Here is a 17,182-nt window from a genome sequence, read left to right as displayed (position 1 = left end):
CCTCAGGCCAGCAGGCAGGCCTCGTCGAAGGGCAGGCGCGGCAGGCGCCCGAACACCTTCGACGCATCGCCGTGGCCGAGGTTGATGAGGAAGTTGGTGGTCCAGTCGGTGCCTTCGAAAAAAGCGGCATCGACCTTCGACTTGTCGAACCCCGACATCGGGCCGGCATCGAGACCCACGGCGCGCGCGGCGAGCAGCAGGTAGCCGGCCTGCAGGCTGGCGTTGCGGAAGGCGGTTTCGTGCGCGGCCTCGGGGCTGCCGGTGAACCAGCTGCGCGCATCGGTGTGCGGGAACAGCGTGGGCAGCTTGTCGTAGAACCTGCGGTCCCATGCGGCGATGACCGTGACCGGCGCGCTCATGGTCTTGTCGAGGTTGCCCTTGGACAGCGCGGGCGCAAGGCGCTGCTTGCCTTCGGGCGTTCGCACGAACACGAAGCGCGCGGGCGAGCAATTGGCCGAGGTCGGCCCCAGGCTGGCGAGCGTGTAGATGCGCTGCAGCTGGGCATCGGACACGGGCTCGCCGGTCCAGCCGTTGTGGCTGCGCGCGCTGGTGAAGAGAAGCGCGAGTGCGGCGTCTTCGAGGATCTGTGTGGAGGTCATGCGTGAGCCGGGGGATTGGCGGGTGTGCCGACACGGGCAAGAAAATCGAGAAGGCTGCGGTTGAACGCATCGGCTTCGGTCACGCTGTGCGCGTGGCCGCCATGCGGCACGAAGTCGAGCGTGACGTCGCCAAGGCCGTCGGCCAGGCGCTGCGAACAGGTCCAGGGCACGAGCACGTCGTCCCTGGCGGCAGTCACCAGCGTGGGCGCGGTGATGTCGGCAAGGCGCGCATCGATGTCGAAGGCACGCAGTGCGGCGATGCGCGCGCGCATGTTGGATTCGCCGGGGAAGTGCGCAAAGGCGTGATCGACTTCGTCGGCCACGCGCTGCGCATGCTCGGCGCACCACGCGGCGGGGTACAGAAAGATCGGCTGGGCTTCGACATACGCACGCGCACCGAGCGCGCCGAGCAGCGCGAGCCGCGCATCGAAGCAGCGCGCCGAATGCGGATTCGGCTTCGACCATGCGTTGACGAGCACCAGGCTCGCCACGCAGTCGGGCGCATCGAGCGCAAGCTGCAGGCCGACCAGCCCGCCGAGCGCATGGCCCGCGAAGTGGCACCGCGCCGTGCCGGTGGCGTCGAGGATCTCGATCACGTCGCGCGCCATGTCGGCGATCGCGTAGCCGCTCGCTGGCAGCGTGGCGGGGCTGCGGCCCGTGCCGCGCTGGTCGTAGGCGATGACGCGGTGGCCGGCCTCGACCAGCGCGCCGAGTTGCGGCCGCCAGAAGCCGGCGGAGCCGCCGAGGCCCGACGACAGCAGCACGGTGGAGGCCGCGTCCGACGGCCCGTGCACCTCGTAGTGCAGCGAGGTCATTGGTGCACCCTTGGCGCTACGCGCCTTCCCGCCAGGCGGGAGCGAGCTTGCTTGGGGCGGCCCTGCGCGGCGCTCATGAGGCTCAGGCCTTCTTGCCGATGTGCGCGGTCGAGGCGATCTCGATCAGTGCGTCGGGCTTCACCAGGCCGCACTGGATGCAGTAGCGCGCAGGCTTGGTGCCGGGAAAGAACTCGGCATACACCGCGTTGATCTTGGCGTAGTCGGCCCAGTCCTTGAGCATGATCTGGTTGAAGGTCACGTCGTCCATGGTGCCGCCGGCAGCCTCGACCACGCCCTGGATGATGGTGAGCACATGCCGCGCCTGCGCGGCGGCATCGCCGACATGGACCACGTTGTTGTCCTTGTCGAAAGGCAGCGTGCCCGAGACGTAGAGGATGCCGTCGGCGAGCGTGCCCGGGACATACGGGGCGAGCGGCACGCCGGTGCCGGGAGGGATGATGGCTTGCTTGGGCATTCGGAAAACTCCTTGAAAAAATGAATCAGGCGATGGCTGTTTCAGCCGCTTTGGTCGTTGCGGGTTGAAGGGCGGCTTGCGGCGCGAAAGTGCTGCAGAACTGATCGACCGTGGAGACCCAGCCGAAGAATGTCTCCACGTTGTAGACCGAGGCCTTCTGGATGGCCGCGCCGCCCAGTTCGTGCGTCGCGTCTTCGAGCATCACTGCGAAATATTCGAGGTGGAACGCGTCGCGCAGCGTCGATTCGACGCACACGTTGGTGGCGATGCCGGTAAACACCAGGTGGCGGATGCCGCGTGCGCGCAGGGTGCTGTCGAGCGTGCTGTTGAAGAAGCCGCTGTAGCGCGTCTTGGGCACGACGATGTCGCCGGGCTGCGGCTTCATCTGGTCGATGAGTTCGTAGTCCCAGCCGCCCTTGGCGAGGAACTTGCCTTGCAGCTCGGGCCGGGCGCGCATGGTCTTGAGCGCGTTCGACTTGTGCCAGTTGGGCGAGCCGGGGCCGCCGGCTTCCACATAGGCCGCGTCCCAGCCGTTCTGCAGGAACACGACCAGCATGCCGGCCGCGCGCGCAGCGGTGATGGTGCGCGCGATGTTGGCGATGGTGCCTTGGGCGCCCGAGATGTCGAAGCCGGCCGAGTCGACATAACCGCCGATGGATGCGTAGGCGTTCTGCATGTCGACGACGATGAGGGCGGAGTCGCTGGCGTGCAGCGCGAGCGGCTCGGGGCGTGCGGGCAGCACGAGCGGAGCGGGGGCGCCGGGCAGGCGCGGCGCGCCGACGGGTGTGGTCGAGGTGAGGGTGGTGTTCTTCGGAGTGGGCGTGGTCATGCGCGTCTCCTCTTCAGGCCGCAAGGCGCTCGGACTCGACCTGCGAAGGCACGGGGCTCTGCACATGCGCGCGGCTTTTCATCAACGGCTGGATGCGCTCGCCAAAAGCCTCGACGCCTTGCACGAAGTCGTCGAAGGTCAGCAGCACGCCTTCGGTGCCGGGCACCTCGGCCATTTCGTCGAGCAGGCGCGCGACGGTCGCGTAGGAGCCGACGAGCGTGCCCATGTTGATGTTCACTGCCGAGGTCGGGTCGGCCATCTGGCGCACGTTGGTGTCGGCGCCCGACTTGGTGTCGGCCGCGCCCTGCTGCCCGAGCCAGGCGATGGCCTCGTGATCGGCGCCGGCCTTGTAGTGCTCCCACTTGGCGCGCGCGGCCTCGTCGGTTTCATCGGCGATCACCATCATCAGCACATAGGTGGTGACATGGCGGCCGGTCTTGCGCGCGGCCTCGATGAGTTTTTCCGCCGCGGGCGCGAAGGCCTTGGGCGTGTTCACGCCTTTGCCGAAGCAGAAGTTGTAGTCGGCGTACTTCGCGGAGAAGTCCATGCCCGCATCGCTCTGGCCGGCGCAGATCACCTTCATGTCGGCCTGCGGCTGCGGGCTCAGGCGGCAGTCGTCCAGCTGGAAGTGCTCGCCCTTGAAGTCGGACTGGCCCTTGCCCCAGAGGTCGCGCAGCACCTGGATGTATTCGGACAGGTACTGGTAGCGCGAGCCGAAGAACTGGTCGCCGGGCCACATGCCCATCTGCGAATACTCGGGGCGCTGCCAGCCGGTGACGAGGTTCAGGCCGAAGCGGCCGCCGGAGATCGAGTCGATGGTCGAGGCCATGCGCGCGACGATGGCCGGCGGCATGACGAGCGAGGCGGCGGTGGCGAAGAGCTTGATCTTCGTCGTGACGGCCGCGAGCCCGGCCATGAGCGTGAAGGACTCGAGGTTGTGGTCCCAGAACTCGGTCTTGCCGCCGAAGCCTCGCAGCTTGATCATCGACAGCGCGAAGTCGACGCCGTAGTGCTCGGCCTTCAGCGTGATCTCCTTGTTGAGCGCGAAGCTGGGCTTGTACTGCGGTGCGTTCTCGGACAACAGCCAGCCGTTGTTGCCGATGGGAATGAAGATGCCGACGTTCATGAAGGGCTCCTGTTGCGGGTTGAGGAGTCCTATGCATGGTGCGTGCCAATCGAATAAAGCCTTTCATATCAATGAGTTAGGTTTTTCAGGTGCTTGGGTTTTGACCAACTGGTCCAAAGTGGAGCAGGCGAACCGGAAAAATTGCGGCGGCGCGGTGCAAGCCTCGCCAAAGCGGTGCAGCGTCGGCGTCACGAACGGCGCGGCAAAATCACGCCATGCCCAAGACACCACACCGCACCGCCGCGGCCATCGGCGGCACCGCCGATGACGTCGAAGCGGCTTTCTACGAAGCGCTGCAGCGCGGCGATATCGATGCGCTGATGGCCTGCTGGGCCGACGAGGACGAGGTGTTCTGCGTGCACCCCGGCGGTCCGCGGCTGGTGGGCGCCGTGGCGATCCGCGCCGCGTTCGAGCAGATGTTCGGCAACGGCGCGATCCACGCCATGCCGGCGCGGGTGCGCAAGATCGAGTCGCTCGCGAGCGCGGTGCACAACGTGCTCGAGCGCATCGAGGTGCTCACCGCCGAAGGCCCGCGCCATGCCTTCGTGCTGGCCACCAACGTCTATCACAAGACCGCGCAGGGCTGGCGCATGGTGGCGCACCACGCAAGCCCGGGCAGCGCGCGGGAGCCCGACGACGCGAACGATCCGCCCCAGACCCTGCATTGATGTCTTCCGCCGATTCTTTTTCTTCCACGCTTCGATCGTCGATGGACTACGTCGCGCCGCGCTGGCTGCCCGGCGGCAACCTGCAGACCATCTGGGCCGCGCTCTATGCGCGCCGCTTCGATGGCATGGCGCCCGCGTACCGCCGCGAGCGCTGGAACGCGCCCGACGGGGACTTCATCGACGTCGATTTCATCGATGCGCCGCTGCCGGGTCCGCGGCCGCTGCTGGTGCTGTTCCACGGGCTCGAGGGCTCGTCGCGCAGCCACTATGCGGAGGCCTTCGCGGCTTTCGCGGCCGAGCAGGGCATGGCCTTTGCCGTGCCGCATTTCCGGGGCTGCAGCGGCGAGCTGAACCTCGCGCCGCGCGCTTATCACTCCGGTGACTACGAAGAGATCGGCTGGATCTTGAAGCGCATGCACGACCAGCACCGTTTGCGCGGCGGCGGTCCGGTGCTGGCCGCGGGTGTCTCGCTCGGCGGCAATGCGCTGCTGCGCTGGGCCTGCGAGGCGGGCGACACGGCGCGTGAATCGGTCAGCGCGGTGGCTTCGGTCTGCGCGCCGCTCGACCTCGCTGCAGGCGGCGAGGCGATCGGCCGCGGCTTCAACAAGCTGGTCTACACGCGCATGTTCCTCGCGACCATGAAACCCAAGGCGATGGCCAAGCTCGCGCAGTTCCCGGGCCTGTTCGACCGCGACCGGCTGCTGGCCGCGCGCGACCTCTACACCTTCGACGACGTGTTCACCGCGCCCCTGCATGGCTTTCGCAACACCGACGACTACTGGGCGCGGGGTTCGTCCAAGCCGCACCTGGGCCAGATCCGCGTGCCGACGCTGGTGGTGAACGCGCTCAACGATCCGTTCATTCCGGCGCGCAGCCTGCCGGGGCCCGGTGAGGTCGGGCGGCATGTGACGCTGTGGCAGCCGGCGCACGGCGGGCACGTCGGCTTTCCGCTGGGGTTGCCGCCTGGGCATGTGCGGGGGATGCCGGAGCGTGTGGGCAGCTGGCTGCAACTGCACGGCGGCGTTTTGGCTGACGCTTCCACGCCGTAACCGGCAGGAGAATGAATTCATGGACGACATCGTCAAGCAAGCGCTCGCCAAATGGCCCAACGTGCCGCACTGCTACGGCTGGCTGGGCCTCGATGCGCGCGGCAACTGGTACATGCGCGACGATCGCACGCAAGCCGAGGGGCCGTTCGTGCAGGCCAAGGGCTCGATGCTGCGGCACGACAAGCTGATCGACTTCATCCATCGCAACTACGAGCACGACGACGAAGGGCAGTGGTTCTTCCAGAACGGGCCGCAGCGTGTGTATGTCGAACTGGAGGCTGCGCCGCTGGTGTGGCGCGTGGCGGAGGAGAGCGGCGGCAAATTCACCGTCACTGCCCATACCGGGCAGGCGGTCGACGTCTCGGGCTGCCTGCTCGACGAGGCCGGGCGGCTCTATCTGGTCGCGCCGATCGGGCTCGGGCTGGTGCACACGCAGGACGTGGGGATCGCAGCCGAAGCCATCGAACAGGGCCTGTGGACGCCCGAGACGGTGCAGGCCAGTGAACTGCCTCAGCGCTTCGGCCACGTCATGAGCCCGGCGCAGGGCCATGCTGGGGCCGCTGCAGCGCTATCAAAACAGTAGTCCAGGGCGCCAAACGCCCACAAAAAAGCCGGCGCTGAGCCGGCTTTTTCTTTGGCGTGAAGCGGATTACTTGGCGGGAGCCGCAGCCGTCGAAGCTGCGGCAGCAGGTGCCGACGCGGCAGGCGCCGCACCCGAAGCAGCTTCTGCAGGCGCCGCGGCCGCCGGGCGCTCGGGCACCGGGAACTTGGCGCCGCCGGCATTGGCCATGTAGACCACCGCACGACCGATTTCGAGGTCTTCGAAGTCGCCGCCGCCTTGGGGAGGCATCGCGCCCTTGCCCTTGAGCGCATGTTCCAGCAGCGTTGCATACCCCTGGCCGATGCGGGGGCCCCAGGCTGCAGCGTCGTTCAGGTGAGGAGCGCCGGGGATGCCCGGTGCGCCGTGGCAGGCCACGCACTGGGCCTTGAACACGGCCTCGCCAGCGGTGAGCGGGCGGTTGGCATCGCGGATCTCGATGGCGCCGACCTTCTTGAGGCGGTCGGCCACTTCCTTGTCGCGCGATTCCTTGGACACGCCGTAGAGCGCCATGTTGTCGCCCTCCGCGGTGCCGGCGGGCTTGGTGCCCGAGACCACGTAGGAGACAAGTCCCACGATGATCAGGATCGGTGCAATGAAGGAGAAAAATACCGCGAGCAGCAGTTGCTTCGGGTTCTTGATGGGGCCGGTATGGGCTTCTTCTGTGGCCTGGTAGTGCGGGTCTGCGCTCATGGCGTCCTCAATAACGGGGGCTCGTCGGGGGGCTTTTTCTAGATTAACCGACGATTATAGAGAGGCCCCTCGCCCCAGCGGGCGATTGGCCTCCCGATATCGGGCGCCCAGGCGCCTCAACCCTTGTCGCGCGTTGCCCAGCCGCCACCCAGCGTCTTGTACAGCGTGACCTGGTTCTGCAATTGCAGGAGCCGCGCGTTGACCGCCAGTTGCTGCGCCGTGAACAGCGAGCGCTGCGCATCGAGCAGGTCGAGCGCGCTGGCGATGCCGTTGCGATAGCGCAGATCGGAGAGCTTGAAGCGCACCGCTTCCGCGGTGGCTTGCGCGCGCTGCGCACGCACCTCTTCGCCCAGCGTGGCGCGGCCGGCCAGCGCGTCCGCCACTTCGCGGAACGCGGTCTGGATCGACTTCTCGTACTGCGCCACCGCGATCTCGCGCCCGGCCTTGGACGATTGCAGCGTGGCCCAGTTGCGGCCCGCATCGAAGATCGGCAGCGTGACCGTGGGCGCGAACGACCAGGCCTTGGAGCCGCGGTCGAACAGGCCCGAGAACTCGGTGCTCGCGGTGCCGATGCCGCTGGTCAGCGACACGCGTGGGAAGAAGTTCGCGCGCGCCGCACCGATGTTGGCGTTGGCGGCAATCAATTGCTGCTCGGCCGCGCGGATGTCGGGCCGCTCGACCAGCATGTCCGAGGGCAGGCCCGCGGGCACGTCGGGCATCGGCTTGATGCCGTCCAGGCCCTTGGCGCCGCCCGAGAGGGCGTCCGCCGGCACCGGCGCGCCGAGCAGCAGGGCGAGCGCGTTCTCGTCCTGCATGCGCGCGCGCTGCTGCTGCGCGTAGGTGGCGCGAGCACTTTCCGCGGCCGTGTTGGCGGCCTGGAAGTCGATTTCGGACGACACGCCGTTGTCGAAGCGCAGCTTGGCAAGGCGCACCGACTCCTCGCGCGTGACCATCGTCTGGCGCGTGATCTCCAGCAGCTCGTCGTCGGCCATCAGCGTGATCCAGCCGGTGGCGACCGAGGCGATCAGGCTGATCTGCGCGGCCTTGCGTGTTTCCTCGGTGGCGAGGTACTGCGACAGCGCCTGGTCCTTCAGCGCGCGGATGCGGCCGAAGAAGTCGAGCTCCCAGGCGGTGAAGCCGAAATTGACGCTGTACTGCGACGACACGCTGCCCACGCTGCTGTCGAATGCCTGGAAGCTGTTCGGGCTCGAGCGCGAGCCGCTGCCCGTGAGGCCCAGTGCCGGGAACAGCGCCGAGCGCTCGATCTGGAACTGCGCGCGCGCCTGCTCGATGTTGAGCACCGACACGCGCAGGTCCCGGTTGTTCGCCAGGGCGGTCTGGATCAGGCCCGCCAGGCGCGGGTCGGTGAAGAAGTCCTGCCACGGCAGCGCCGCGGCCGCCTGGCCGGCCGGTTGCGACGGGTCACCCGGGAAGGTGGTCGGCACCGGCGCGGCGGGGCGCTCGTAGGTCGGGATCAGCGAGCAGCCCGCCAGCAGCATCGCTGCGGCCAGGGCTGTGGGAATCAGTTTCTTAGTCATGCTTGGGTTCCTCCACGATGCCGGCGGCTTCTGCGTGCCGCTTGTCGGCTTCCCGCTGGCGCGCACTGCCCTTGAACAGGGTGCGCACGACCACGAAGAACACCGGCACGAAAATCACGGCGAGAGCTGTGCCGGTCACCATGCCGCCGAGCACGCCGGTGCCGATGGCGCGCTGGCTGGCCGAACCGGCGCCCGAGGCGATCACCAGCGGCACCACGCCGAGGCCGAAGGCCAGCGAGGTCATCACGATCGGGCGGAACCGCAGGTGGGCCGCGGCCAGCGCCGATTCGACGATGCCCTTGCCCTGCGCCTGCAGGTCCTTGGCGAACTCGATGATCAGAATCGCGTTCTTCGCCGAGAGGCCGATGATCGTGATCAGCCCCACCTGGAAGTACACGTCGTTCGAATAGGCGCGCAGCATCGTTGCCAGCAGCACGCCCAGCACGCCCAGCGGCACCACCAAAATTACCGCCAACGGGATCGACCAGCTCTCGTACAGCGCGGCCAGGCAAAGGAACACTGCCAGGATCGCGAAGCCGTATAGGATGATGGCCTGCGAACCCGCGAGCTTTTCTTCACGCGACTGGCCGGTCCATTCGAAGCCGAAGCCTTGCGGCAGCTGGCTGGCGAGCTTTTCCATCTCGGCCATGGCGGCACCCGTGCTGAAGCCGGCGGCGGCGTCGCCGCTGATGCGGATCGCGGGGTAGCCGTTGTAGCGCACCGTCTGCGTGGCGCCCGTGACCCACTTGGTGGTCGCGAAGGCCGACAGCGGCACCGGCTGGCCCTGCGTGTTGCTGGCGTTCAGCTTGAGCAGGTCGTCCGGCTGCATGCGGGCCGGCGCATCGGCCTGCACCACCACGCGCTGCAGGCGGCCGCGGTTCGGGAAGTCGTTGATGTAGCTCGAACCCAGGCCCGTCGAGAGCGTCGCATTGATCGCGTCGAAGGTCACGCCCAGGGCGCTGGCCTTGTCGCGGTCGATGTCGATCTGCAGCTGCGGTGCGTCTTCCAGGCCGTCGGGGCGGACCTGCGACAGGATCTTGCTCTGCCCGGCCATGCCCAGCAGCTGGTTGCGTGCGTTGATCAGCGCCTCGTGGCCTGCGCCCGACCGGTCTTGCAGCCGGAAGCTGAAGCCACTGGCGTTGCCCAGTTCGGGAATGGGTGGCGGGCTCAACGGGTAGATGAAGGCGTCGCGGATGCCCGAGAGCGCACCGAAGGCACGGCCGGCCAGCGCGCTGGCCGAGTGGGCCGGGTCCTTGCGTTCTTCCCAGTCCTTCAGCGTCACGAAGGCGAGGCCCGCGTTCTGGCCCTGGCCCGAGAAGCTGAAGCCCATCACGCCGACCATGCTCTGCACTTCAGGCTGCTTCAGGATGAAGCCCTCGACCTGTTGCATGACCGACAGCGCACGCTCCTGTGTAGCGCCTGGGGGCAGCTGCACGTTCACGATGATGTTGCCCTGGTCTTCCTGCGGCAGGAACGAGCTCGGCAGGTGCGTGTAGGTGTAGGCCACCGCGCCGATGATCGCCACGTAGATGATCAGGTAGCGCGCCGCGCGGCGCAGGATGCGCGCGACCAGGCTTTCGTAGCCCTTGGCCGTGCGCGAGAAGCCGCGGTTGAACCAGCCGAAGAAGCCGCGCTTCTCGGCATGGTGGCCGGCTTCCACGGGCTTGAGCAGCGTGGCGCACAGGGCCGGCGTGAGCGACAGCGCCATGAAGGCCGAGAAGGCGATCGAGGTCACCATCACTGCCGAGAACTGGCGGTAGATGTTGCCGGTCGAACCCGCGAAGAACGCGAGCGGCACGAACACCGAGATCAGCACCACCGTCACGCCGATGATGGCGCCGGAGATCTGCTTCATGGCCTTGCGCGTGGCTTCGAGCGGCGAGAGCCCCTCCTCGCTCATGATGCGCTCGACGTTCTCGACCACCACGATGGCATCGTCCACCACGATGCCGATCACCAGCACCATGCCGAACATGGTCAGCACGTTGATCGAGAAACCGAGCGCAAGCAGCGAGGCAAACGTGCCCAGCAGCGCGATCGGCACCACGATGGTCGGGATGATCGTGTAGCGCCAGTTTTGCAGGAACAGGAACATCACCACGAACACCAGCGCCACGGCTTCCAGCAGCGTCTTGACCACTTCGGTGATCGAGATCTGCACGAAGCGCGAGCTGTCGTACGGAATGTCCCACTTCACGCCCTGCGGGAAGAAGCGCGCGAGCTCGGTCATCTTGGCGCGGATCGCCTTGGCCGACTGCAGCGCGTTGCCGTTGGGAGTCGGCTGAACGCCGACACCGACCGCCGGTACGCCGTTCAGGCGCGCCGAGGTGGCGTACGACTGGCCGCCGAGTTCGACACGCGCCACGTCCTTCAGCCGCACGGTCGAGCCGTCGGTGTTGGCGCGCAGCACGATGTTCTTGAACTGCTCCACATTGGCGAGCTGGCCGTTCACGACCACGGTGGCCGCGATGGCCTGGCCGGGAATGTTGGGCAGGTCGCCGATAGTGCCGGAGGACACCTGGGCGTTCTGTGCGCGGATCGCGTTGTTGACGTCGGTGGCCGACAGGTTGAAGCCCTGCAGCTTTGCCGGGTCGATCCAGATGCGCATCGCGTTCTCGGAGCCGAACAGCTGGGCCTGGCCCACGCCGACGACGCGCTGCAGCTCGGGCACGACGTTGCGTGCCGCGTAGTCGCCGAGCGCCACCGGGTCGAGGTCCGGGTTGTCCGAGGACAGCATCACGAACATCAGGAAGTTGTTGCGCGACTTGTCCACGCGCACGCCCTGTTGCGTCACTGCGGCCGGCAGGCGCGGCGTCGCGCGCGACAGCCGGTTCTGCACGTCCACCTGCGCAAGGTCGTCGTTGGTGCCGGCCTCGAAGCTGATCGTGATGGTGCCGGTACCGTCGGCCTGAGCCACCGATTCCATGTAGATCAGGCCCGGCGAGCCGTTCATTTCACGCTCGATGACGGACAGCACGCTGTCCTCGAGCGTCTGGGCCGAGGCACCGGGGTAGGCGACGTTGATCACGATGGCCGGAGGGGCCACCGGCGGGTACTGCGAGATCGGCAGCTGGGTGATTGCCACGCCGCCCATCACCAGGATGAACAGCGCGATCACCCAGGCGAAGATCGGGCGGTCGATAAAGAATTTGGCCATGCGGGCGCGCTCCTAATTACTTCTTCTCGGCCGGGGCCGAAGCCTGGCCGTTCGCGGCGGGGGCTGCCGCGGGCGCAGCGGCCGATGCCGCAGCAGCCGGTGCGGCTGCGGGAGCGGCGCCAGGCGCGGGTGCCGCCGGAGCGGGGGCCGCGCTAGGGTCGGGCTTCTTCCAGGGCACGGCCTTTACCGGCGTTCCGGGCGGCATCATCTGCAGCTTCTGGAAGCCGTCGACCATCACCTGTTCGCCGGCCTTCAGGCCGTCCAGCACCACCCACTGGTTGTCCTTGGCGGCGCTGATCTTCACGGTGCGCTTGCTGATCTTGCCGTCCTTGTCGACCACCGAGACGGTGTCGCCCTGCTGGGTGCGGGTGACGGCCTGCTGCGGCAGCGTGATCGCATTGCTGGCCTGGGCCTGCTCGAGCTTCACGCGCACATAGAGACCGGGCAGCAGCTCGCCCTTGGGATTGGGCACTTCGGCGCGCAGCGTGACCTGGCCGGTGGTCGAATCCACCGTGAGGTCGGAGAACAGCAGCTTGCCGGGCAACGGGTAGTCGGTGCCGTCTTCCAGCACGACGCTCACGCTGGCGGCTTCTTCGCCGCCCGCGCGCTTGTACTGGCCGGCGGCCAGTGCGCGGCGCAGCTTCAGCACGTCGGAGGCCGACTGCGTGAAGTTCACGTACACCGGGTTGATCTGCTGCACCACGGCCAGCTCGGTGGCGTCGCCCTGGCCCACCAGCGCGCCTTCGGTCACGAGGGCGCGGCCGATGCGGCCCGCGATGGGCGAGGTCACGTCGGCATAGCCGAGGTTGATCTTGGCGGTCTGCACCGCGGCGCGGCCGGCGGCCACGTCGGCTTCGGCGGTTTTTTGCGAAGCGACGGCGTTCGCGTATTCCTGCTTGCTGACCGCATTGGCTTCGACCAGCGGCTTGTAGCGGTCGGCCAGGGCCTTGGCCTGCACGGCGTTGGCCTCGGCGCGGGCCAGCGTGGCTTGGGCGTTCTGCGAAGCGGCCACCAGCGGTGCCGGGTCGATGCGGAACAGGAGCTGGCCGGCCTTCACGTCGCTGCCTTCGCGGAATTCGCGCTTGAGCAGGATGCCCGAGGCGCGGGCGCGGACCTGTGCGATGCGCGAGGCCTCCAGGCGGCCCGGCAGTTCGGTCACGAGGCCGACATCGGTCGGGGTGGCAACGACCACGCCCACTTCGGGCGCCGGCGGGTGGCCACCGCCACCACCTGCGCCACCGGGACCGGCGGGCGCATCGCCCTTGCCGCAGCCCGCGAGGACCAACAGGACAACGGCGGCCACGGTCGCGAGACGCGGCGAAAAGGACGATGGGCGCGAGACATGCAGGAGAGGCATGCGATTCCTTTGAAGCGAAGACGGGAGATGGCGTGTTCGCAAGGCGAACAGGAAGACAGCATAAACAGCCGGGCCATCGGGGAAGCCCGGTAGTTTACATACATTCATGGATGTATAGTGACTCCGTTAATGGCCCCACGATACGCAAGGGGCGTTCGCTTTACAAATCAGGAGACTTGGTGGCACGTCGTACGAAGGAAGAGGCAATGGCTACGCGGAATCGGTTGCTCGATGCCGCGGAGCTGCTGTTTCAGGCGCAAGGCGTCTCGCAGACCTCGCTGCAGCAGATCGCGCAGCAGGCCGGTGCAACGCGCGGCGCCATCTATTGGCACTTCAAGGACAAGGCCGACCTCTTCAACGCCATGATGGAGCGCGTCATCCTGCCGTTGGAGGCCGCGCCCAAGAGCGACGCCTCGGCCGGCAGCGACGATCCCCTGGTCGAGATCGAGGAGGGCATGGTCCACGCGCTGACCCTCATGACCACCGACCCGCAGGTGCGCCGCGTGTTCGACGTGGCCACCCACAAGGTCGAATACACGCACGACATGGCCTCGGTGCAGCAGCGCCATCTCGATGCGCGCAACGCCTGCGTGGTCGACTTCGAAAAAGCCCTTCGGCTGGCCGCGCGCCGTGCCCACGTCAAGCTGCCGGTGCCCGGCCACGTGGCGGCGCAGGGCATGCATGCGCTGATCAGCGGCCTCATCCAGAACTGGCTGCTCGACCCGACCGCCTTCGACCTCGTGCCGACCGGGCGGCGCACCTTCCGCGTCTATCTGGCGGGGCTCGGGTTCGAGCGTCCGGCGATCGGCACTGCGGTTGCGCACGAGGCCGAAACCGCTGTTGCCTGATAGGCGATAATCTCTGGCTCCGGACGTTTTCCGGACCTATCCTCTCGCTGTATTTCAACGGATAGAATTCGGCCCTCCGAAGGCTGAGATCCAGGTTCGATTCCTGGCGGCGGGACCAGATCCTCATTTCAAAGCATCTCGCACCCTCTCAAAACCCGCTCGCTTCATAGGCGCAGCGGGTTTTTCTTTGCCTCAGCGCTTCGCAGCCCGTAGCATCTCATGTCGGTACTTTGTCGGTACTTCTGTCGGTATCCCGCAGAGGGCGGAAAACGAGGTACCGACAACCGAGGATGACTGATGGCGCTGACAGACACGTTCGTGAAGCAGGTGAAGCACAAGGGCTCGGTGATCGGCGAGCGCTACGCCGATGGTGGCGGCATGTACCTGAGGGTCAAGGCCGCCGGCAAGTACTGGCGCTTGGACTATCGGATCAGTGGGAAGCCTCAGACGCTGGCGCTCGGTGTCTACCCTGAGGTGTCACTGGCGAAGGCCCGCCAACGCCGCGATAAGGCCCGTGAGCAACTGGCTGATGGCATCAACCCCAGCGAGGCCAAGCGCGAAGAAAAGCTGACCAAGGCGAACGCCGCGGCCAACACCTTCGAGGCGGTCGCCAGAGAGTGGCTCGATAAAACCTCGAACAAGCGCGCAGACGCGACGCAAGCGAAAGTCACCAACTGGTTGGAAAAGGATGTTTTTCCTGGCATCGGCCGGATGCCGGTTGCTGACCTCAAGGCCAGGGACGTGCTGGACAAGGTGGCCCGCAAGATGGAAGCCCGTGGCATCCACGAGAGCGCCCATCGCATCGTTCAAATCTGCTCGCAGGTGCTGCGCTTCGCCGTGGCAACAGGGCTCGTCGACCGCGACGTAACGGCCGACCTGCGCGGTGCTCTGGTGTCAGTCAACACGACTCACTATGCCGCCATCACCGAACCCAAACAGGTAGGGCAGCTCATGCGCGCCGTTGCCGGCTACGCTGGACACCCTACGACTGCAGCGGCGCTGAGGCTCTCTCCGCTGGTGTTTTTGCGACCTGGCGAACTGCGCGCGGCCGAGTGGGCGGAAATCGACCTTAAGGCGGCTGAGTGGCGCATCCCGGGTGCAAGGATGAAGATGGGGGTTGAGCATCTGGTTCCGCTTTCTCGTCAAGCCGTCGAGATCCTGAAGGCCGTTCAGCCGATCACGGGCCATGGCCGCTTCGTGTTTCCGTCGATTCGCACCGGAGAGCGCTGCATGAGCGAGAACACCATCAATGCCGCTTTGCGCGGCATGGGCTATGGATCGGACGTGATGACTGCCCACGGCTTCCGCGCCATGGCGCGCACGATCTTGGATGAAGTGTTGGGCGAGCGCGTTGACCTCATCGAGCACCAACTGGCCCATGCGGTGAAGGATGCCAACGGACGCGCCTACAACCGCACGGCGCACCTACCGGCGCGAAAGGAAATGATGCAACGATGGGCTGACTATCTCGATGGTCTCCGCGGCGAGTCAACGGGTGGAGCGGGCAAATGACCGAACGCAGTCCTAAGCAGTATCGGCTTGCCCAGCCGCGCTGGTCGTTGCTGCTGGGCCGATGCGCTACGCACCTGACTGACAGTGTATGGACTTCTTGGGATTTAAATCAGGGGCTGCACAAGACGGAAAACGGGATCTCGTACCTGTCGGAGAGGAACCTCTCCGTGACTGCCGGGAGCATTAGCTGTCCGTGCGAGGCTTGCGCTTTCGACAGACCGGGCTGCACGATGTAAACCCGGAGCTTCACCTCAGATCTTCTGCTCATCTCTCGGATCTGCAAAAGTATCTCCTCAGTTCCCCGTTCAAAGCGCGTTGGGGCGCCGCGCTGTACGCGCTGGTCGTTCCGACTGAGCAGATGAGTGAACAAATCTGTCCGCCGCCCATGATTGGCAAGCCACGTGGTACTGCGCTGGGCCTGCCCACACACGACGTATAGGTCTTCCAAACGCCTCCCTGGCTCGCCACCCGCGTACTTCAAGTGATACAACTCGATTTCAGTTCGCGGCACCGGTGGGATGCTCCTACAAGTACAGGCCGCGTTTTCGAGGGTGCTTCACCCCTTGACTCGAGTGAGATCGTCGATCCTGAGCCGTTCGCTGCATAGCGGTCGTCGACGGCGGTGAAGTCTCCTCCCTCTGCTTCTATATTGGATGGTCGAGTTCACCGCCTCTCATACGCGTTTCAAGCAGTTTCAGCAGTGCACGCATGGCTGCGCTGTTGTGCCGACGCTGCGTGTACGCTGCATAGAGCCAGATGTCATGTGGCATGAATTCCTTGAGTACTGGAACCAGACTGCCGCGTTCTGTGTATGGCTGAGCAAGCAAAGCCGGCACACACACCGCGCCAATGCCGGTTAGTGCCGCTGCGATAAGCGTGCCTGAGTCATTTGCATCCATGCGTCCGTAGATTGGTAGGCTGTATGGCTTGCCATCGACTTCGAACGGAATGTGCGGGGCGCCTCCCGAGTACGGCGACCACGGCGGTGCAGTGGGCTACCTCGTCGGCCAGGAGAGCCGCGGCCTGGAGTACATGTTCATCATGATGAACTCGGCCCGCTACGCGGTGGGCATGCAGGGCATCGCGATCGCCGAGCGCGCCTATCAACACGCCGTGGCCTACGCCAAGGACCGCGTGCACCCGCGCTGCGGCAGGAAGATCTTCGACGTGGCTGCCGCCTGTGTCGACAGCGCGCCAGGACTCGTGCAGATAGGCATGCGGGTCGTTCCCGTTGAGCTTGGCAGAGTGAACTGGCTCATATGGCGCTGCTTGCTTGGCCCTCGTAAACGCCTGTTTATCGTGAGTTGGTTCGTCGATCGAGTTCCCTACGCGCCTTTCCGATCCGCTGCATCTCTTCTGGCGCCTGCCATTCCAATGTTTACGGCCAGCCTCACTCCGCACGCACTCAGTGCGTAGCACACCGACCGCGTCGACTTCCACTTCGACGCTGTCTCCCTACCTTTGGTTATCGTCGGTTCGGCTGCGCCGTAGGGGCTCGGGCGTCACCGCGCAGGCGCATGAGCTCAGCGACCGCGCCAGAATCGCCACCAACCGGGCCGCGTGGCGCGCATCGCTAGCGGCCGCATGTCAAGGGTGTCGTAGTTGGCGAACGGTGCACCAGCACGCCTGCGCAATTCAGTCTCGAGTTCGTGCGCAATCCCGCGAGCGTGATGATCTCCCTCGAGTGCTTTCCTGCGCCACTCGATTGCCATCGCGCTCAACGCCTCGTCGGGCAGTTCATGCTCTTCGGTCATACGTAAATTCCGCTGCTTCCGTTGCTATCGCATAGTCCAACGCGGTACTTCGAGACCCGGGACGGGCGGTGTAATCAAGCAGGCCATCACGGGCGTACCTTTCTCGGGAGCAGATATTCAAGAGTGACAGCGGTTGGCATCGAGGCGATTCCCTGAGCGGCTGT

16 protein-coding genes, 1 tRNA gene and 1 pseudogene are annotated in these 17,182 nt (G+C 66.2%); 7 read left to right on the top strand and 11 right to left on the bottom strand.

Annotation, left to right across the window (positions count from 1 at the left end):
- Window positions 1-2: 2 nt before the first annotated feature.
- The 5 genes from QFZ83_RS25855 to rutA form a co-directional block, all read right to left on the bottom strand.
- Window positions 3-599: a malonic semialdehyde reductase gene (locus QFZ83_RS25855; protein WP_307511154.1), complete on the bottom strand. Its 597-nt coding sequence runs from the start codon at window positions 597-599 to the stop codon at window positions 3-5.
- The gene (rutD, locus tag QFZ83_RS25850) at window positions 596-1,414 is read right to left on the bottom strand and encodes a pyrimidine utilization protein D (RefSeq protein WP_307511152.1); all 819 of its coding nucleotides are present in this window, start codon (window positions 1,412-1,414) and stop codon (window positions 596-598) included. The genes QFZ83_RS25855 and rutD overlap by 4 nt, the downstream gene beginning before the upstream one ends.
- An 82-nt stretch (window positions 1,415-1,496) precedes the next feature.
- A complete protein-coding gene (rutC, locus tag QFZ83_RS25845) occupies window positions 1,497-1,889 on the bottom strand; it encodes a pyrimidine utilization protein C (RefSeq protein WP_307511150.1) in 393 nt (130 codons plus the stop codon).
- A gap of 25 nt (window positions 1,890-1,914) precedes the next feature.
- Entirely contained in the window at window positions 1,915-2,718 is an 804-nt protein-coding gene (rutB, locus tag QFZ83_RS25840) for a pyrimidine utilization protein B (protein ID WP_307511149.1), read from the bottom strand.
- Window positions 2,719-2,731: 13 nt separating this feature from the next.
- Window positions 2,732-3,844: a pyrimidine utilization protein A gene (gene rutA / locus QFZ83_RS25835; protein WP_307511147.1), complete on the bottom strand. Its 1,113-nt coding sequence runs from the start codon at window positions 3,842-3,844 to the stop codon at window positions 2,732-2,734.
- Window positions 3,845-4,059: 215 nt separating this feature from the next.
- Between rutA and QFZ83_RS25830 the strand changes: the two genes are divergently transcribed.
- Genes QFZ83_RS25830 through QFZ83_RS25820 form a run of 3 tightly spaced genes read left to right on the top strand, consistent with a single transcriptional unit; the run spans window position 4,060 to window position 6,144 of the window.
- Window positions 4,060-4,512 carry a nuclear transport factor 2 family protein gene (locus tag QFZ83_RS25830; RefSeq protein ID WP_013543846.1) on the top strand — a complete coding sequence of 151 codons (453 nt, stop codon included), beginning with the start codon at window positions 4,060-4,062 and terminating at the stop codon, window positions 4,510-4,512.
- Window positions 4,513-4,553: 41 nt separating this feature from the next.
- Complete coding sequence (locus tag QFZ83_RS25825) at window positions 4,554-5,561, top strand: YheT family hydrolase (protein WP_307512815.1); 1,008 nt, start codon at window positions 4,554-4,556, stop codon at window positions 5,559-5,561.
- 19 nt (window positions 5,562-5,580) lie between these two features.
- Window positions 5,581-6,144, top strand: a complete 564-nt coding sequence (locus QFZ83_RS25820) for a DUF2946 family protein (RefSeq protein WP_307511146.1) — start codon at window positions 5,581-5,583, stop codon at window positions 6,142-6,144.
- A gap of 66 nt (window positions 6,145-6,210) precedes the next feature.
- Here QFZ83_RS25820 and QFZ83_RS25815 read toward each other — a convergent pair whose 3' ends face one another.
- The 4 genes from QFZ83_RS25815 to QFZ83_RS25800 form a co-directional block, all read right to left on the bottom strand.
- Complete coding sequence (locus QFZ83_RS25815) at window positions 6,211-6,852, bottom strand: cytochrome c5 family protein (RefSeq protein ID WP_306882593.1); 642 nt, start codon at window positions 6,850-6,852, stop codon at window positions 6,211-6,213.
- 116 nt (window positions 6,853-6,968) lie between these two features.
- Window positions 6,969-8,390, bottom strand: coding sequence for an efflux transporter outer membrane subunit (locus tag QFZ83_RS25810; protein WP_307511145.1), 1,422 nt, complete (start codon window positions 8,388-8,390; stop codon window positions 6,969-6,971).
- Window positions 8,383-11,547 carry an efflux RND transporter permease subunit gene (locus QFZ83_RS25805; protein ID WP_307511144.1) on the bottom strand — a complete coding sequence of 1,055 codons (3,165 nt, stop codon included), beginning with the start codon at window positions 11,545-11,547 and terminating at the stop codon, window positions 8,383-8,385. The genes QFZ83_RS25810 and QFZ83_RS25805 overlap by 8 nt, the downstream gene beginning before the upstream one ends.
- A gap of 16 nt (window positions 11,548-11,563) precedes the next feature.
- A complete protein-coding gene (locus QFZ83_RS25800) occupies window positions 11,564-12,904 on the bottom strand; it encodes an efflux RND transporter periplasmic adaptor subunit (protein ID WP_307511143.1) in 1,341 nt (446 codons plus the stop codon).
- Window positions 12,905-13,110: 206 nt separating this feature from the next.
- Here QFZ83_RS25800 and QFZ83_RS25795 point away from each other — a divergent pair, with 206 nt between their 5' ends.
- The 3 genes from QFZ83_RS25795 to QFZ83_RS25785 all read left to right on the top strand — a co-directional run bounded on the left by QFZ83_RS25795 (window position 13,111) and on the right by QFZ83_RS25785 (window position 15,264).
- Complete coding sequence (locus QFZ83_RS25795) at window positions 13,111-13,752, top strand: TetR family transcriptional regulator (RefSeq protein WP_307511141.1); 642 nt, start codon at window positions 13,111-13,113, stop codon at window positions 13,750-13,752.
- 43 nt (window positions 13,753-13,795) lie between these two features.
- A tRNA-Arg gene (locus QFZ83_RS25790) sits at window positions 13,796-13,870 on the top strand.
- 179 nt (window positions 13,871-14,049) lie between these two features.
- Entirely contained in the window at window positions 14,050-15,264 is a 1,215-nt protein-coding gene (locus QFZ83_RS25785; RefSeq protein ID WP_307511139.1) for an integrase arm-type DNA-binding domain-containing protein, read from the top strand.
- Window positions 15,265-15,908: 644 nt separating this feature from the next.
- Here the strand turns inward: QFZ83_RS25785 and QFZ83_RS25780 are convergent.
- Window positions 15,909-16,175 carry a LysR substrate-binding domain-containing protein gene (locus QFZ83_RS25780; protein WP_307512814.1) on the bottom strand — a complete coding sequence of 89 codons (267 nt, stop codon included), beginning with the start codon at window positions 16,173-16,175 and terminating at the stop codon, window positions 15,909-15,911.
- A gap of 76 nt (window positions 16,176-16,251) precedes the next feature.
- On the opposite strand from QFZ83_RS25780, the pseudogene QFZ83_RS32800 reads away from it, so the two are divergent.
- Window positions 16,252-16,410: pseudogene (locus QFZ83_RS32800) on the top strand (acyl-CoA dehydrogenase family protein); the annotation flags it as partial.
- Between the two features lie 377 nt (window positions 16,411-16,787).
- Here the strand turns inward: QFZ83_RS32800 and QFZ83_RS25770 are convergent.
- Window positions 16,788-17,018, bottom strand: a complete 231-nt coding sequence (locus tag QFZ83_RS25770; RefSeq protein WP_307511137.1) for a hypothetical protein — start codon at window positions 17,016-17,018, stop codon at window positions 16,788-16,790.
- Window positions 17,019-17,182: the final 164 nt, after the last annotated feature.

The sequence above is a fragment of the Variovorax sp. W1I1 genome (assembly GCF_030815625.1).
Classification (GTDB): domain Bacteria; phylum Pseudomonadota; class Gammaproteobacteria; order Burkholderiales; family Burkholderiaceae_C; genus Variovorax; species Variovorax paradoxus_C.
The sequence above is the reverse complement of the archived record's forward strand: the minus strand, read 5'-3'. Positions and strand labels throughout refer to the sequence as shown.

Coding starts and splice junctions, on each gene's coding strand:
- QFZ83_RS25855 (WP_307511154.1), bottom strand. CDS start 599: ATGACCTCCACACAGATCCTCGAAGACGCCGCACTCGCGCTTCTCTTC.
- rutD (WP_307511152.1), bottom strand. CDS start 1,414: ATGACCTCGCTGCACTACGAGGTGCACGGGCCGTCGGACGCGGCCTCC.
- rutC (WP_307511150.1), bottom strand. CDS start 1,889: ATGCCCAAGCAAGCCATCATCCCTCCCGGCACCGGCGTGCCGCTCGCC.
- rutB (WP_307511149.1), bottom strand. CDS start 2,718: ATGACCACGCCCACTCCGAAGAACACCACCCTCACCTCGACCACACCC.
- rutA (WP_307511147.1), bottom strand. CDS start 3,844: ATGAACGTCGGCATCTTCATTCCCATCGGCAACAACGGCTGGCTGTTG.
- QFZ83_RS25830 (WP_013543846.1), top strand. CDS start 4,060: ATGCCCAAGACACCACACCGCACCGCCGCGGCCATCGGCGGCACCGCC.
- QFZ83_RS25825 (WP_307512815.1), top strand. CDS start 4,554: ATGGACTACGTCGCGCCGCGCTGGCTGCCCGGCGGCAACCTGCAGACC.
- QFZ83_RS25820 (WP_307511146.1), top strand. CDS start 5,581: ATGGACGACATCGTCAAGCAAGCGCTCGCCAAATGGCCCAACGTGCCG.
- QFZ83_RS25815 (WP_306882593.1), bottom strand. CDS start 6,852: ATGAGCGCAGACCCGCACTACCAGGCCACAGAAGAAGCCCATACCGGC.
- QFZ83_RS25810 (WP_307511145.1), bottom strand. CDS start 8,390: ATGACTAAGAAACTGATTCCCACAGCCCTGGCCGCAGCGATGCTGCTG.
- QFZ83_RS25805 (WP_307511144.1), bottom strand. CDS start 11,547: ATGGCCAAATTCTTTATCGACCGCCCGATCTTCGCCTGGGTGATCGCG.
- QFZ83_RS25800 (WP_307511143.1), bottom strand. CDS start 12,904: ATGCCTCTCCTGCATGTCTCGCGCCCATCGTCCTTTTCGCCGCGTCTC.
- QFZ83_RS25795 (WP_307511141.1), top strand. CDS start 13,111: ATGGCTACGCGGAATCGGTTGCTCGATGCCGCGGAGCTGCTGTTTCAG.
- QFZ83_RS25785 (WP_307511139.1), top strand. CDS start 14,050: ATGGCGCTGACAGACACGTTCGTGAAGCAGGTGAAGCACAAGGGCTCG.
- QFZ83_RS25770 (WP_307511137.1), bottom strand. CDS start 17,018: ATGACCGAAGAGCATGAACTGCCCGACGAGGCGTTGAGCGCGATGGCA.